The sequence below is a fragment of the Mycobacterium gordonae genome (assembly GCF_017086405.1).
In the GTDB taxonomy this organism is placed as follows: Bacteria; Actinomycetota; Actinomycetes; order Mycobacteriales; family Mycobacteriaceae; genus Mycobacterium; species Mycobacterium gordonae_D.
On the sequence record NZ_CP070973.1, the window covers coordinates 6,896,721 to 6,910,385 of the forward strand.

Annotated in this window: 10 protein-coding genes, 1 tRNA gene and 2 pseudogenes; 10 read left to right on the forward strand and 3 right to left on the reverse strand. The window is 67.9% G+C overall.

Annotation, left to right across the window (positions count from 1 at the left end):
* The first annotated feature begins 85 nt into the window (after positions 1-85).
* Positions 86-1,327, forward strand: coding sequence for a lipase LipE (gene lipE / locus JX552_RS29860; protein ID WP_205875384.1), 1,242 nt, complete (start codon positions 86-88; stop codon positions 1,325-1,327).
* 36 nt (positions 1,328-1,363) lie between these two features.
* Positions 1,364-2,481 (forward strand): annotated as a pseudogene (locus JX552_RS29865) (Rv2629 family ribosome hibernation factor).
* A gap of 89 nt (positions 2,482-2,570) precedes the next feature.
* Here the strand turns inward: JX552_RS29865 and JX552_RS29870 are convergent.
* Positions 2,571-2,657 (reverse strand) — tRNA-Ser (locus JX552_RS29870).
* Positions 2,658-2,693: 36 nt separating this feature from the next.
* Here JX552_RS29870 and JX552_RS29875 point away from each other — a divergent pair.
* Positions 2,694-3,671 (forward strand): NAD(P)H-quinone oxidoreductase, encoded by a 978-nt coding sequence (locus tag JX552_RS29875; RefSeq protein ID WP_205875385.1) that lies wholly within the window; start codon positions 2,694-2,696, stop codon positions 3,669-3,671.
* Here JX552_RS29875 and JX552_RS29880 read toward each other — a convergent pair.
* The gene (locus tag JX552_RS29880; RefSeq protein ID WP_205875386.1) at positions 3,668-4,864 is read right to left on the reverse strand and encodes a cysteine desulfurase-like protein; all 1,197 of its coding nucleotides are present in this window, start codon (positions 4,862-4,864) and stop codon (positions 3,668-3,670) included. The genes JX552_RS29875 and JX552_RS29880 overlap by 4 nt on opposite strands.
* Before the next feature lie 120 nt (positions 4,865-4,984).
* On the opposite strand from JX552_RS29880, the gene JX552_RS29885 reads away from it, so the two are divergent.
* From JX552_RS29885 to JX552_RS29915, 7 genes and pseudogenes are all read left to right on the forward strand, one after another.
* Entirely contained in the window at positions 4,985-6,952 is a 1,968-nt protein-coding gene (locus JX552_RS29885; RefSeq protein WP_205875387.1) for a DUF6541 family protein, read from the forward strand.
* 99 nt (positions 6,953-7,051) lie between these two features.
* Complete coding sequence (locus tag JX552_RS29890; RefSeq protein WP_241011235.1) at positions 7,052-7,504, forward strand: bacterial proteasome activator family protein; 453 nt, start codon at positions 7,052-7,054, stop codon at positions 7,502-7,504.
* A 3-nt stretch (positions 7,505-7,507) separates the two neighbouring features.
* A complete protein-coding gene (gene wzt / locus JX552_RS29895; RefSeq protein WP_205875389.1) occupies positions 7,508-8,305 on the forward strand; it encodes a galactan export ABC transporter ATP-binding subunit Wzt/RfbE in 798 nt (265 codons plus the stop codon).
* Between the two features lie 2 nt (positions 8,306-8,307).
* A complete protein-coding gene (gene glfT1, locus JX552_RS29900; RefSeq protein ID WP_205875390.1) occupies positions 8,308-9,231 on the forward strand; it encodes a galactofuranosyltransferase GlfT1 in 924 nt (307 codons plus the stop codon).
* The gene (gene wzm, locus JX552_RS29905) at positions 9,228-10,058 is read left to right on the forward strand and encodes a galactan export ABC transporter permease subunit Wzm/RfbD (protein WP_205875391.1); all 831 of its coding nucleotides are present in this window, start codon (positions 9,228-9,230) and stop codon (positions 10,056-10,058) included. The genes glfT1 and wzm overlap by 4 nt, the downstream gene beginning before the upstream one ends.
* A 118-nt stretch (positions 10,059-10,176) precedes the next feature.
* Positions 10,177-10,698 (forward strand): annotated as a pseudogene (locus JX552_RS34360) (PE family protein); the annotation flags it as partial.
* Between the two features lie 1,301 nt (positions 10,699-11,999).
* A complete protein-coding gene (locus JX552_RS29915) occupies positions 12,000-12,839 on the forward strand; it encodes a class I SAM-dependent methyltransferase (protein ID WP_205875393.1) in 840 nt (279 codons plus the stop codon).
* A gap of 3 nt (positions 12,840-12,842) precedes the next feature.
* Here the strand turns inward: JX552_RS29915 and JX552_RS29920 are convergent, their stop codons facing one another.
* Complete coding sequence (locus JX552_RS29920) at positions 12,843-13,544, reverse strand: C39 family peptidase (RefSeq protein ID WP_205875394.1); 702 nt, start codon at positions 13,542-13,544, stop codon at positions 12,843-12,845.
* Positions 13,545-13,665: the final 121 nt, after the last annotated feature.

Genomic DNA, 13,665 nt, shown 5'->3' on the forward strand with positions numbered 1-13,665 from the left:
GCAGAGCGTAGCGATGAGGAGGAGTGGCGCCGAATGACGCGCCAACGACGATGCAGAGCGTAGCGATGAGGAGGAGTGGCGCCGAATGACCTCGACACCCGATGGCCGGATCCGTGTGCCGGCCGACCTGGACGCCGTCACCGCGATCGGCGAAGAAGATCACTCCGAGATCGACAAGGTCGCCGCCGACAAGATCTGGCAGGCCGCGCGGCACTGGTATCGGGCCGGCATGCATCCCGCCATCCAGCTCTGCATCCGGCGCAACGGCAAGGTCGTGCTCAACCGCGCGATCGGCCATGGCTGGGGCAACGCGCCCACCGACGAACCCGACGCCGACAAGGTCCCCGTCACCACCGACACGCCCTTCTGCGTGTACTCGGCGGCCAAGGGCATCACCGCGACCGTGGTGCACATGCTTGTGGAGCAGCGAGTCTTCGCCCTCGACGACCGCGTCTGCGAATACATCCCCAGTTACACCAGCCACGGCAAGGACCGGACGACGATCCGCCACGTGCTCACCCACAGCGCCGGCGTCCCGTTCCCCACCGGGCCCAAGCCGGACCTGCGCCGCGCCGACGACCACGACTATGCGCAGGAACAGCTGGGCAAACTCCGGCCGCTGTACCCGCCGGGCCGGATGCACATGTACCACGCGCTGACCTGGGGTCCGCTCATGCGCGAGATCGTCTACGCCGCCGCCAGCAAAGACATCCGGGACATCCTGGCCACCGAGATCCTGGAGCCGTTGAACTTCCGCTGGACGAACTTCGGCGTCGCACCCAAGGACATCCCGCTGGTCGCGCCCAGTCACCCGACCGGCAAGCCGTTGCCACCGGCCATCGCGGCGATCTTCCGCAAGGCCATCGGCGGCACCGTGCACGAGATCATCCCCTACACCAACACCCCGGCGTTTCTGTCCACCGTGGTGCCCTCGTCCAACACCATCTCCACCGCCGACGAACTGTCCCGGTTCGCCGAGATCTGGCGTCGCGGCGGCGAACTCGACGGTGTGCGCATCATGAGCCCGGAACGGATGTACGGCGCCGTGCAGGAATCCCGGCGGCTGCGGCCCGACGTCGCGGTGGGCCTGATGCCGGCCCGCTGGGGTACTGGATACATGCTGGGAACCGACCGGTTCGGTCCGTTCGGCCGCAATGCCCCGCAGGCGTTCGGCAACCTCGGCCTGGCCAACATCGCGATCTGGGCCGATCCGGCGCGCGGCATGTCCGCTGGGTTGATCAGCAGCGGCAAGCCCGGCAAGGACCCCGAGCTCAAGCGCTACAAGGCCCTGATGGACACGATCGCCTCCTCGATTGCACGCGTCTGAACGTTTGTGCCAGACCTGCGCGGGCAACCACCGCGGATGGATTCCGAACGCTTCCGAAAGCTTCTGGACACGCCCGGCCCATTCGTGTCGGTGTACTTCGAAGACACGCACAACACTCCCGACGCCGAGGAGCTACTCGAGCTCAGATGGCGGGCGCTGCGCGAGGAGTTGGAGAACCAGGGCGTCACCGACGCGGTCACCGGTGACATCGAGCGCGCGGTCATAGACCTGCGGCCACCCGTCGGCTGGAGCGGTAGGGGTGTGGTGGCGGGCGCCGACGGGGTCGTGGTCAACGAGCACCTGTTGCGTTCCACCGCGACCACAGTTGTCCGGGTCTCGGAGCTGCCCTACATCGTCCCGATCGTCGAGCACGGCTTCGTCGCCCCCGATTACCTCCTGGTCGAGGTCGACCACACCGGCGCCGATATCACCCACACGTCGACGGCGTCTTCGAGACCGAAGCCGTCGACGGCAGCGGCCATCCGGTGCACAAAGCCTCGGGCGCCGAAACCGCCGGATACGGAGACCCTCAGCAGCGCACCGACGAAGCCGCGCGCAAGAACATCCGCGCGGTGGCCGACCGTGTCACCGAGCTGGTGGACGGAGCCTCGACCGGAATGACGGCCGATGCGGTGTTCGTGGTGGGGGAAGTGCGGTCGCGGTCGGACCTGCTCAATGCCTTCGCGGAGCGGGTACAAGAGCGTGCGGTGCCGCTGGAAGTGGGAGCACGCAACAGCGGGCACGACCACACCGAGGTGCAAGGCCACATCGAATCGTGGTTCACCAAGCGAAGGCTGCGCGAAGTCGACGAAGCCGCCCAGCGTTTCGACGCCGAAATGGGTAGGCAATCCGGGCGCGCCGCCGAGGGCCTGGACGCCGTCTGCTCAGCGCTGCGGCAAGGCGCCGTCGACACATTGATCGTGGGTGACATCGGAGACGCCACAGTGGTCGCCGACGAAGGCATGACGACCGTGGCCCCCAATGCCAATGTGTTGTCCGAACAGGGCGCCGCTCCCGCCAAAACGCTACGCGCCGACGAGGCATTGCCGATGTTCGCGGTATCAGTCGGGGCGTCGCTGGTGCGCACCGACGAGCGGATCGCGCCGGCCGACGGTATCGCCGCGGTGCTGCGGTACGCACCGACACTGCACTGAGCCTGCGCTTGCGGCATCGAGCCGGCGATCAGGGCGGTTAACACTCGAACGAAGGCGCCCTCTGCACAGACTCACGGCAGTCAGGTGAGCGGTGGCGGAGGGATTTGAACCCCCGGACGGTTTTAGCCGTCTCTCGCTTTCAAGGCGAGTGCATTAGGCCGCTCTGCCACGCCACCGCAGATAAGGGTAGCGGTGCTTGTAGCGTGGCCGGCATGCGCGCCATCGTCGCCGAATCCGCCGAGCAGCTGCTCTGGCAAGACGTGCCCGACGTGTCCGCCAGACCCGGTGAGGTACTGATCAAGGTGGCGGCCGCCGGGGTCAATCGGGCCGACGTGCTGCAGGCCGCCGGCAAGTATCCGCCGCCACCGGGCGCCAGCGAGATCATCGGCATGGAGGTCAGCGGGACCATCGCCGACATCGGCGCCGAGGTCACCGAATGGACGGTCGGACAGGATGTCTGCGCCCTGCTGGCCGGCGGCGGATATGCCGAGTACGTCGCCGTTCCCGTCGGCCAGGTGATGCCGATTCCGGGGCCGCTGGACGTCGTCGACGCCGCCGGCGTCCCGGAAGTGGCCTGCACGGTCTGGTCCAACCTGGTGATGACGGCGCACCTGGGCCCGGGGCAGTTGGTGCTGCTGCACGGCGGAGCCAGCGGCATCGGCAGCCACGCGATCCAGGTGGCGCGCGCGTTGGGGGCCCGAGTGGCGGTCACCGCCGGCTCGGCGGAGAAGCTCGAACTGTGCCGGGAGTTGGGTGCCAACATCGCCATCTCGTACAAGGACGAAGACTTCGTCGCGAGGCTGATGCAGGAGACCGGCGGCAGGGGTGCCGACGTGATCCTCGACATCATGGGTGCGGCATACCTGGACCGCAATATCGAGGCGCTTTCCACCGATGGTCAGCTGGTCATCATCGGCATGCAAGGCGGGGTGAAGGCCGAACTCAACATCGGCAAGCTGATGGCCAAACGGGCCCGCGTCATCGGGACCACCCTGCGCGCCCGGCCGGTCCGGGGGCCCGACAGCAAGAGCGCAATCGTCGACGCGGTGACGACGTCGGTGTGGCCGATGTTCGCCAGCCAGCGGGTCCGGCCGATCATCGGTCGGCGGCTGCCGATCCAGGACGCGGCCGAAGCCCACCGCCTGCTGCAGTCGGGCGAGACGTTCGGGAAGATCCTGCTGACGGTTTAACCCAGCGATGCCAGCGCCCGCACCAGCTGGTCGACCTCGGCCATCGTCGAGTAGTGCGCCAGGCCGACGGTGACCGCGCCACCGATGTCGTTGACACCCAGCACGTCGAGCACGCGGGAATTCGCATTGGCAATGGCCAGGATGCCGTTGTCGGCCAGCCGCTGCACCACCCGGTCGGCCGGGACCTCGTTGACGGCAAAGCTGATCACCGGAATCCGTGACTCCGGGCGGCCCAGCATGATCACCAGCGGCAGCGACCGCAGCGACACCATCAGGTAGTCGTAGATCCGGTTCAGATACGCCGACGCCGACTGCGTCGAGACCGACAGCCGTTCCCGTCGCGTGCCGCGGGCCGACTCGTCGAGGGAGGCGAGGTATTCGATGCTGGCGACCACGCCGGCGAGCAGACCGAATTGGTGCGCCCCCACCTCTAGCCGCGCGGGGCCGGTGGCATACGGGTTGGTGGAAACCGAGCTGAAGGTGTTGATCAGCGCCGGCTCGCGGAACACCATGGCCCCGATCGGCGGTCCGCCCCAATTCACCGCGTTCACCGCCACCACGTCGGCTTCGGTTTCCTTGACGTCGATCTGCCGGTAGGGCGCCGCGGCAGAGTGGTCGACCACTACCAGCGCACCCACGTCGTGCGCCAGTTTGGTCATGGCCCGCAGGTCGGTGACGGCGCCCAGAGTCCCAGAGGCCGACGTCACGGCGACCAGCCTGGTGGACTTGTTGATCAGGCTCTCCCACTGCCAGGTCGGCAGCTCGCCGGTCTCGATGTCGACCTCGGCCCACTTGACCTTGGCGCCGTAGCGGTGCGACGCGCGCAGCCACGGAGCGATGTTGGCCTCGTCGTCCAGTCGGCTGACGACCACCTCGTACCCGAGCCCGGCGCGGGCCGACGACGCCTCGGCCAGCGACGCCAGCAGCACGGCGCGATCGGCACCCAACACGACGCCGCCCGGATCGGCGTTGACCAGATCGGCGACCGCCTCACGTGCGGCGTCCAGGACCGCGGCGCTGCGCCGCGCCGACGGGTGTGCCCCGGCCGTGCTGGCCCCGGACCTGCGGAACGCCGTGGACACCGTGGTCGCCACGGAATCGGGAATGAGCATGCCCGTCGGAGCGTCGAAGTGCACCCATCCGTCACCGAGCGACGGGTGCAGTCCGCGCACCCGGGCGACGTCGTAGGCCATGCCAGCCACCTTAGAGCTAACGCAATTTCCACAAATGGGTGTCGGTAGCGGGTGCGCCGTAGACGCTCCAGCCGTTACCGGCCTCCCGAGTCAACTCACCCGGGCAGCCATACTAGTCGAGTGAGCTTGTGGTTCGGAACGCTGATCGCATTGGTCGTGCTGATCGCACCGGGTGCCATCGTCGCACGTATCGCGCAGTTGAACTGGCCGATCGCCATCGCGGCCGGGCCAGCGCTGACGTACGGCGTAGTGGCACTTGCGATCATCCCTTACGGTGCGCTCGGCATCCCGTGGAACGGTTGGACAGCGTTGCTGGCGCTGGCCGTCGTCTGCCTACTGGCGACGGTGCTGCAGTTGCTGCTGGCGCGCTTCCGGGATAAACAGGCCGAAGCGCACGCCATGAACCCCGGCCCGGCGATCGTCGTCGCGGCCGGTGTGCTGTTGGGCGCCGTGCTCATCGGCTGGGCAGCCTTCGCCGGCATCCCGCACTGGCAGTCGATACCCAGCACCTGGGACGCGGTGTGGCACGCCAACGAGGTGCGCTGGATCCTCGACGTCGGTCAGGCGTCGTCCAACCACATGGGCGAGTTGCGCAACGTGGAAACCCACGCGGTGCTCTACTACCCGTCGGTCTTCCACGCTCTGACGGCCGTCTTCTGTCAGCTGACCGGCGCGGCGGCCACCACCGGCTACACGTTGAACTCCTTGGCGGCGGCGATCTGGCTGTTTCCCGTGAGCGCGGCCGTGCTCACCTGGCGCGCGTTACGCAGCCACACCACCCAGTGGCGTACCGCAATCACCGCGGCCACCGCCGCGGCGCTCTCGGCGTCGTTCACCGCCGTGCCCTATGTCGAGTTCGACACGGCCGCGATGCCCAACCTCGCGGCCTACGGGGTGGCCATCCCCGCCATGGCCCTGATCACCTCGACGCTGCAACACCGCGACCGCATCCCGCTGGCCGTCCTGGCCCTGGTCGGTGTCTTCTCGGCACACATCACCGGCGGCATCATCACCGTGCTGCTGGTCGGCGCCTGGTGGCTGTTCGAGCCCTTGCGGCACCCGGTTCGGGGCCGCGTCCGGGACCTGGCGGTGCTGGCCGGCGTCGGGCTGATCTCGGGCCTGATCCTGCTACCGCAGTTCCTCAGCGTCACCAAGCAGGAAGACATCATCGCCGGGCACTCGTTCCTGACCTACCTCAGCATGAGGCACGGTCTCTTCGACGCCGTGTTCATGCATTCCCGGCATCTCAACGACTTCCCCTACCAGTGGGCGCTGAGCTTCCTGTGTGCGGTCGGCGGGCTCATCATGCTGCTTAAAAAGATCTGGTGGCCGCTGGCCGTGTGGCTGCTGTTCATCGTGATCAATGTCGACGCCGGCACTCCGTTGTGGGGTCCGTTCGGTCGCATTGCGGGCGCCTTCGGCGAATTCTTCTACAAGGACCCGCGCCGCATCGCCGCTGCCACGACCCCGTTGTTCAACCTGATGGCGGCGGTCGCGCTGGTTACCCTCGTGGCGGGCGCGGTCGCCCTGGCCAAGAGATTCGTCCAACCGCGCAAACCCATGCCGTCGCGTTTCTGGGCGACGGCTACGGCGGTGCTGCTGGTCGGTCTCAGCGTCGGGCTGGCGGTGCACTATTTCCCACGGCACCGGTTCCTGTTCGGCGACAAATACGACTCGATAATCGTCGACCAACGCGACCTCGAGGCCATGGCATACCTGGCGAAGCTGCCCGGCGCCCACGACACCATGATCGGCGACTCCAACGTCGACGGCACCTCGTGGATGTACGCGGTGGCCGATCTGCACCCGCTGTGGACGCACTACGACTACCCGGTGCAGATGGGCCCGGGCTACCACCGCTACATCTTCTGGGCGTACGCCAAGAAGGGCGATTCCGATCCGCGGGTGGTGGAGGCGATCAAAGCCCTCAACATCCGTTACGTCCTGGCCAGCGGCCCGACGATTCGGGGGTTCAAAGTGCCCGAAGGACTATATTTTCTGGACAAGTCGCCGTACTGGACCATGATCTACGACAACGGCGGCGCCCAGATCTACGAATGGCACGGCGACACACCGGTGCACCCCTAGACGACACACAAGGACGGTGATTGCGTGGGCAACGGCAATGACGACCATGCCGAAGACAGTGACGGCATCGAGGTAATCGGCGGCGTCGATCCGCGTCTGATGGCGATGCGGGACGCCGAGGACGAAGAGCGCTCGCTGACGGACCTGGTCGAACAGCCGGCCAAGGTGATGCGCATCGGCACCATGATCAAGCAACTACTCGAAGAGGTGCGCGCCGCACCGCTGGACGAGGCCAGCCGCACCCGGCTGCGGGACATCCACGCCACCAGCATCCGCGAACTCGAGGACGGCCTGGCACCGGAGCTGCGCGAAGAACTCGAACGACTCACCTTGCCGTTCAACGAGAACGCGGCGCCGTCGGATGCCGAACTGCGGATCGCGCAGGCGCAGCTGGTCGGCTGGTTAGAGGGGCTTTTCCACGGCATCCAGACCGCGCTGTTCGCACAACAGATGGCCGCCCGCGCACAGCTGGAGCAGATGCGGCAGGGCGCGCTGCCGCCGGGGATCGGCAAGCCGGGTCCGCACGGACACGGCACCGGACAGTACCTCTAAGCCGTGTCGAGCGGTCCACACATCGAAACCCGCGACGCGTGGGTCGAATTCCCGATCTTCGACGCCAAGTCCCGTTCGCTGAAGAAGGCATTTCTGGGCAAGGCGGGCGGCGCGATCGGCCGCAACGCATCCAACGTGGTGGTCATCGAGGCGCTGCGCGACATCACCATGTCGCTGGAACTCGGCGACCGCGTCGGGTTGGTGGGCCATAACGGCGCCGGCAAATCGACTCTGCTGCGGCTACTTTCGGGCATCTACGAACCGACGCGCGGCTGGGCGAAGGTCAGCGGCCGGGTGGCGCCGGTGTTCGACCTAGGCATCGGCATGGACCCCGAGATCTCGGGCTACGAGAACATCATCATCCGCGGTCTGTTTCTGGGACAGACCCGCAAGCAGATGCTGGCCAAGGTGGACGAGATCGCCGAGTTCACCGAGTTGGGCGATTACCTGTCGATGCCGCTGCGCACCTACTCCACCGGTATGCGCGTGCGCTTGGCGATGGGCGTGGTCACCAGCATCGACCCGGAGATTTTGTTGCTCGACGAGGGCATCGGCGCGGTGGACGCCGAATTCCTGAAAAAGGCGCAGTCCCGCCTGCAGAGCCTGGTGGAACGATCCGGAATCCTGGTGTTCGCAAGCCATTCCAACGAATTCCTGGCCCGGCTGTGCAAGACCGCCATGTGGATCGACCATGGCGTGATCCGGCAGAGCGGTGGGATCGAGGACGTGGTGCGCGCCTACGAGGGCGACGACGCCGCGCGGCACGTGCGCGAAGTGCTCGCCGAGAACGCGCGCGAGTGACCGTGAGTGATTACGTCTTCGCCGTCGTGGTCACCCACCGGCGTCCCGAGGAACTCGCTCGCTCGCTGGAGATGCTGTCCACCCAGAGCCGGCCGCCGGACCGGCTCATCGTCATCGACAACGACGACTCCGGCGACAGCCGGGTGCATTATCTCGTTGCCGCACAAGAGGTTCCGTCGATCTATCTGAACTCGCGGCGAAACCTCGGGGGGGCAGGGGGTTTCGCGCTGGGCATGCTGCTGGCGTTGGCGCACGGCGCGGACTGGATCTGGCTGGCCGACGACGACGGGCGCGCCGCCGACACCGAAGTGCTGGCGACGCTGATGGCGTGCGCGCAGCAACACGGCCTGGCCGAGGTGTCCCCGATGGTCTGCAACATCGATGATCCCGAGGCGCTGGCGTTCCCGTTGCGCCGCGGCCTGGTGTGGCGGCGGCGGGTCAGCGAACTGCGCACGTCGGATGGGGGCGCCGGCCAGGACCTGCTGCCCGGGATCGCGTCGCTGTTCAACGGCGCACTGTTCCGCGCGTCGACACTCGAGGCGATCGGGGTCCCGGATCTGCGGCTGTTCATCCGCGGCGACGAAGTGGAGATGCACCGCAGGCTGGTGCGTTCCGGCCTGCCGTTCGGGACCTGCCTGGACGCCGTCTACCTGCATCCCTGCGGCTCGGACGAATTCAAGCCGATCCTGCGCGGGCGCATGCACACGCAGTACCCCGATGACACCAACAAGCGGTACTTCACCTACCGCAATCGCGGTTACGTGCTGTCGCAGCCTGGGCTGCGCAAGTTGCTGTTCCAGGAGTGGGTCCGGTTCGGCTGGTTCTTCCTGGTGACCCGCCGCGATCCCCGGGGGCTGCTGGAATGGGTGCGGCTGCGCCGGCTCGGCCGGCAGGAAAAGTTCGCCCGGCCGGGAGGTTCGCGATGACGTTCGTTGACGCTGCTGCCCAATCCAAGACGTTCGCCCGTGCCTGGGGTGATCTCACCGCCGGGTTCCGGCGTCACGAACTGTGGCTGCACCTGGGCTGGCAGGACATCAAGCAGCGCTACCGCCGTTCGGTGCTGGGACCGTTCTGGATCACGATCGCCACCGGCACCACAGCCGTCGCGATGGGCGGGTTGTACTCCAAGCTGTTCCATCTCGACCTCTCCGAGCACCTGCCCTACGTCACGCTCGGCTTGATCGTGTGGAACCTGATCAACGCCGCCATTCTGGAGGGTGCTGACGTCTTCGTCCACAACGAGGGCTTGATCAAGCAACTGCCGACGCCGTTGAGCGTGCACGTGTACCGGCTGGTGTGGCGGCAGATGATCCTGTTCGCGCACAACATCGTCATCTACGTCGTCATCGCGATCATCTATCCCAAGCCGTGGTCGTGGGCGGACCTCTCAGTGCTTCCCGCGCTGGCGTTGATCATGCTCAATTGCATCTGGGTGTCGCTGTGCTTCGGCATCCTGGCCACCCGCTACCGCGACATCGGCCCGTTGCTCAATTCCGTTGTGCAACTGCTGTTTTTCATGACGCCGATCATCTGGAACGACAACACCCTGCGGCAGCAGGGCGCCGGGCGCTGGTCGAAGATCGTCGAACTCAACCCGCTGCTGCACTACCTCGACATCGTGCGGGCGCCACTGCTGGGCGCGCCGCAGGAGCTGCGGCACTGGATGGTGGTGGTAGTGCTCACGGTCGTCGGCTGGGTGATGGCGGCGTTCGCAATGCGGCAGTACCGCGCGCGGGTGCCGTACTGGGTCTGAGCTGATTCGCGGCGATCAGACGCCAGGACAAGCCCGCTGCAGGCGCGTACGATTCCGCTCTGCCGTCGTCGGCGATTGATCGGGCAATCACCGAACGGTCACGCGGTGGAGGAACGCCATGGCTTTTGTCTTCGCAACTCCGGAACTCGTCGCGACGGCGGCCCAGGATGTCGCGGAAATCGGGTCTTCGCTGCGGGCGGCGGGTATGGCCGCCGCAGCTCCGACCAGCGACGTTCTCGCGGCGGCCGCCGACGAGATTTCGACCGGGATCGCGGCGATCTTCGGAGACCACGCGCGGGCTTATCAGACGGTGAGCGCCGAGGCGGCAGCCTTTCATCAGCAGTTTGTCCAGGCACTCAAGACGGCTGGCGGCTGGTACGCCTCCGCTGAGGCGGCAAGCACGTCTCCCTTACAGCCTTTGGAGCAGACGGTACTCACCGTGATCAACGCACCCACCCAGACGCTGTTGGGCCGACCGCTGATCGGCGATGGCGCCGCCGGGGGGACGGTCAACGGAGTGGGGCAGCCGGGTGGTGCCGGCGGCTTGTTGTTCGGTAACGGTGGAGTCGGCGGCACCAGCACGGCTGTCGGTGCGGCCGGTGGCGTGGGGGGCAGTGCGGGTTTGCTCGGCAACGGCGGCGCCGGTGGTCAGGGCGGGGCCGGCGGCAGCGGCGGGGCGGGCGGCGTTGGCGGACTGCTGTACGGCAACGGCGGGGCCGGCGGCATCGGCGGGGCCGCGTTGGCGGGGGTCAACGGCGGCAATCCCGGCCGTGGCGGCGACGGCGGCAGCGCGATCTGGTTCGGCAGCGGCGGCGTTGGCGGGCAGGGCGGAACCGGGCTGGCCGGCCAGAACGGAGTCAACCCCACGCCCACCAACAACTTCGCCATCGGAGGAAACAGCGGCAGTGCAGCGTTCGTAACGGGCAGCGGGCTTATCCAGGCGGCCGGCGGCACCGGGGGTACCGGCAGCGCCGGAGGACCGGGGGTCGCCGGAGGCACCGGCGGTGAAGGGGGTACGGCTTCGGCCCAGGCCACCGGGGCCGTCAACAACAACCTGGTGTTTGCCCTTGGCGGACCGGGCGGTAACGGCGGTACGGCAGGCATTGGCGCAACGGGAGGTCTCGGCGGCAACGGTGGCGCAGCCAGTTTGGAAGATCTGGTTGGCAGCGGGGCCATTGCTCAAGCCATCGGCGGCGCCGGCGGGTTTGGCGCGCCCGGTGGAGCGTTTGGCGGAGCGGGCGGTGCCGGGGGGTTCGGGGGTAGCGCCGGCGCGACGGTCACGAATTACCAGGGCTTCGCCCAGGGCGGCATCGGGGGCGGCGGCGGCGGGGGCGCCACGGGCTCCGCGGGCAGCGCAGGCGGGACCGGCGGCGCCGGGGGCAACGGCGGGCATGGCGGCTTCTTGATCGGCAACGGTGGCATCGGCGGAGCCGGCGGAGCCGGCGGAATCGGTGGTGCCGGCGACACCGGTGGTGCCGGTGGTGCGGGCGGCCAGGGCGGCACAGTGAATCCTTCATCAGCCGGCGCGGCCGGCAGTGGCGGCCCAGGCGGCGATGGCGCTGCAGGCGGTGACGGAGGCGATGGCGGAGCCGGCGGTATCGGTGGCGCGGGTGGTGCCGGCGGTCTCTTGTTCGGCTCCGGCGGCGTGGGCGGAGCCGGAGGCCTCGGCGGCGTAGGTGGCGCGGGCGGCCACGGCGGAAACGGCGGCCACGGCGGCGCCAGCGGTGGCATCGGTGGCTCACCAGGCAGTGGCGGTGGCGCCGGGGACGGCGGCAACGGCGGTGCCGCCGGAACGGGCGGGGCCGGCGGCAGCGGCGGGTCCAGCGGTGTCCTGACCGGCGGTGCGGGTGTCGGCGGCGCCGTCGGCGGGTCCGGCACAGCCGGCGCCGACGGGATCGACGGCACGCCCGGATAGTCCGTGGTGGCCGGTACGTTGGCGCCATGAGTCTCCCTGGCCCGGACCGCGTCGATGCCAGCCTGCTGACCGGCGTCTCCGAGACGGCCCTGCTCACGTTGAGCGGCCGGGCCTCCCAGGCCGCCCACCCGGACGCGATCCTTGATGACCCGATGGCGATCAAACTCGTCGATTCCATCGACTTTGATTTCGCGAAGTTCGGTCGCCGCAAGGGCCAGGAGATGGCGTTGCGCTCACTGGCCGTCGACACCTGCGCGCTGGCGTATTTGACCACGCATCCCAAGGCCACCGTCGTCGCGCTCGCCGAAGGCTTCCAGACCAGCTTCTGGCGGCTGAACAGCGCCCTACCGGATGCCCAATTCCGTTGGTTGTCAATCGATCTACCTCCGGTGATCGAGCTGCGCCGACGGCTGTTGCCGCATTCGCCACGGATCACCGAGATCGCGCAGTCCGCGCTCGACTACTCCTGGACGGCCCGGATCGACAGCAGCGAAGGGGTGTTCATCACCGCCGAGGGATTGCTGATGTACCTGCAGCCGGCCGAGGCCATGCAACTGATCACAGAGTGCGCCAAGCGGTTTCCCGGCGGAGAGATGTTCTTCGACGTGCCACCGACGATCGTCAAGAAGGTGGCGCGCAACGGAGTGCGGTCGTCTAGGCAGTACCGGGTACCGCCGATGCCGTTCAGTCTCTCACCGCGCCAACTCGCCGATCTGGCGACCACCGTTCCCGGTATCCGCGCGGTGCGCGACATGCCGATGCCCAAAGGACGGGGTTGGTTCTTCGGGACGTTATACCCCGCGCTCTGGCAGTTCCCGCCGATCAGACAATTCCGAGGCGCCTACACGCTGCTTGAATTCGGCTGATGCTCAACGTGTTTCCCGCGTCACCACCAGCTCGTCGTTGCCGGTCGCCCAGGCGCGCTGGAAGACGTCGAGTGACACCACCTCGTCGGCGCGGGTTCCGCTGTCGTTGAGGTGCACCGTGCCATTGACCAGGTCGACGCCGGTCACGACGACGGCGTGGTCGCTCATCGGGTGGCCGCGGTTGTCTTTGGTCTGAATGGGCAGCCCCCAGATCATCTCGGCGTTGACCCCGGCGATCACCTGGTGGCCGTCGGCCAGGTAGCGCTCGAGCGCTTCCATCCCCGAGTCCAGTCCGGTCGCGGCGGCCTCGCCCTGGCTGGTGGCAACCCCGTAGATGCCGTACTGCGAGAGCAGTACCGGGATATCGCCGGGATCGGTGCCGTAACCCGCGCTGTACATCGGTCCCGGGTGGACGCGACTGCCCAGCCGCTGGGCCACCGCGACGATCTCGTCCTCGGACGGTTGGCGACCGGTCAGCTCGCCGATCACGTCGGCGGCGGCCATCAGGGCGCAGTCGTCGAAGGACTGCTTGCGCCAGTACTGGGCGGCGGCGGCGGGGTTGCCGTACATTCGCGGCGCCTCGCTGTGCGGCGCGGATGCGGCGGCGTGCGCCAGGCCGGTCGCCAGGCCCAGCGTGACCGCCACGCCGGCGATGGCCAGAGTCAGCTTGACGACAGAGCCGCGAAGGTTCTCGATGGTGCGCATGCGAGCAGGCTCGAACACCGTTCTGTTGAGAAGCTCTGCGGATTCTTGGCGCACGTTCGCGCGGCGCACCACCGGCACCGGGCTGCGGCATCGCAGCAGCCGCGCCAAGGATCCTTTTAGA

What these genes read in the sequence shown, in the direction of transcription:
- lipE (WP_205875384.1), top strand. Translation starts at nt 86, where the DNA reads ATGACCTCGACACCCGATGGCCGGATCCGTGTGCCGGCCGACCTGGAC.
- JX552_RS29875 (WP_205875385.1), top strand. Translation starts at nt 2,694, where the DNA reads ATGCGCGCCATCGTCGCCGAATCCGCCGAGCAGCTGCTCTGGCAAGAC.
- JX552_RS29880 (WP_205875386.1), bottom strand. Translation starts at nt 4,864, where the DNA reads ATGGCCTACGACGTCGCCCGGGTGCGCGGACTGCACCCGTCGCTCGGT.
- JX552_RS29890 (WP_241011235.1), top strand. Translation starts at nt 7,052, where the DNA reads ATGGCGATGCGGGACGCCGAGGACGAAGAGCGCTCGCTGACGGACCTG.
- wzm (WP_205875391.1), top strand. Translation starts at nt 9,228, where the DNA reads ATGACGTTCGTTGACGCTGCTGCCCAATCCAAGACGTTCGCCCGTGCC.
- JX552_RS29915 (WP_205875393.1), top strand. Translation starts at nt 12,000, where the DNA reads ATGAGTCTCCCTGGCCCGGACCGCGTCGATGCCAGCCTGCTGACCGGC.
- JX552_RS29920 (WP_205875394.1), bottom strand. Translation starts at nt 13,544, where the DNA reads ATGCGCACCATCGAGAACCTTCGCGGCTCTGTCGTCAAGCTGACTCTG.